This window comes from Saccharopolyspora sp. NPDC000995 (assembly GCF_053599315.1).
Genome location: NZ_JBSFLZ010000359.1, coordinates 1 through 1170 on the forward strand (window position 1 = coordinate 1; position 1170 = coordinate 1170).

1 protein-coding gene is annotated in these 1170 nt (G+C 67.8%); it reads left to right on the forward strand.

The features are described 5' to 3' along the window. The coding region (locus ACWDKQ_RS36315) for a hypothetical protein (RefSeq protein WP_450143263.1) at nucleotides 1-1170 on the forward strand (1170 nt) is incomplete at both ends.

The window sequence follows — 1170 nt, forward strand, 5'->3', positions numbered from 1 at the left end:
CACCGGCACGTTGCGGGAGGGATGGACTATCCAGTCCGGGCTCCGTGGTGGGGCGGAATCAGCACGGCTGTCCGATGTGGAATCCGCCCCGGTGCCCTTCGGTGAGCTGAAGCCGCTGGTGGAGGGAGGGTCTGAGCCGCATGGCGGCGAGGCGGAGTACGCGCGGGATAGGTCACGGGGGTCGCTGCCGGATGTGGTGAATGGCCAGAGTGTGGTGCTGAGCGAGGAGGAGTTGGCGGGGGTTTCTGAGCAGGGGCGCGCGGCGCTGGGGGCTTTCCAGAGGGCGACGGGAGTGCATGCGCGGCCGAGGCTGGCTGGGGTGGATGGTCACGCAGAGGTTGATGGTCACCATGTGGTGGCGTTCCTGCGGATGCTGGACTGGTGGGGTGTTGCGGACCATGCGGTGGTGGTGAAGAAGCGGAAAACGACGTGGAAACCCCTCATGCGGTCGCCGGAAGGTCTGCCAGAGTTGGTCGAGGAGGGCACAGACGCCTGGTATGTGATGGGCGAGTACGCGCCAGGGGAAAGACCGGATAGCGCCACGCGGCCGGAGGACTTGTGGGACCCGCTGACCCAGAGAGCGCAGCGCGCGTTGCCGGAGGTGCCGGCGCATCTGGATCCGGACGGGGTATTGCCCCCGGGCACCCGGCTGGAGAACAGCGGGGAGTCGGTCGAGTTCTTCCTGCATGTGGTGGATCCGGCTGGTGGCAGGGTGGAGTACGGGCTGGGGGATCAGGGGCTGTGGCGTCGTGGCCGCGAGGCTGAATGGGAGGGGTTGTTCGCGGTCTTGGAGGGTAAGGGGCCTGCGGAGTTGATGAATTTGGTCAACCCGGGGGTGCGGCGAAGCCATTATCTGGCTCAGGCGTGGGGGGTGGATGAGACCACGGCGCAGGTGTGGCGGATGTGGTCCCACCTGCCTGAAGAGGGGCATGCCGAGGCGTTGCGCCGGGCGATCACCGGGTCGGTGGTCAGCACCTACGGCGGGCGAGAAGCGGTCAAGACACTGGTCGAGACACTGGTGCCGGCCGGTGAGCGGTACCAGGAGCGGTTGCGGGCTCTGGGTGAGCTCATGACACTCCTGGCCGATCCCCGCCGTCGGCTGGAGGCGTGGGGCGAGGTAGGGCGTGACACCCGCAGCGCGGCTGAGTACCACGCCGAGCTGCAGCAAGC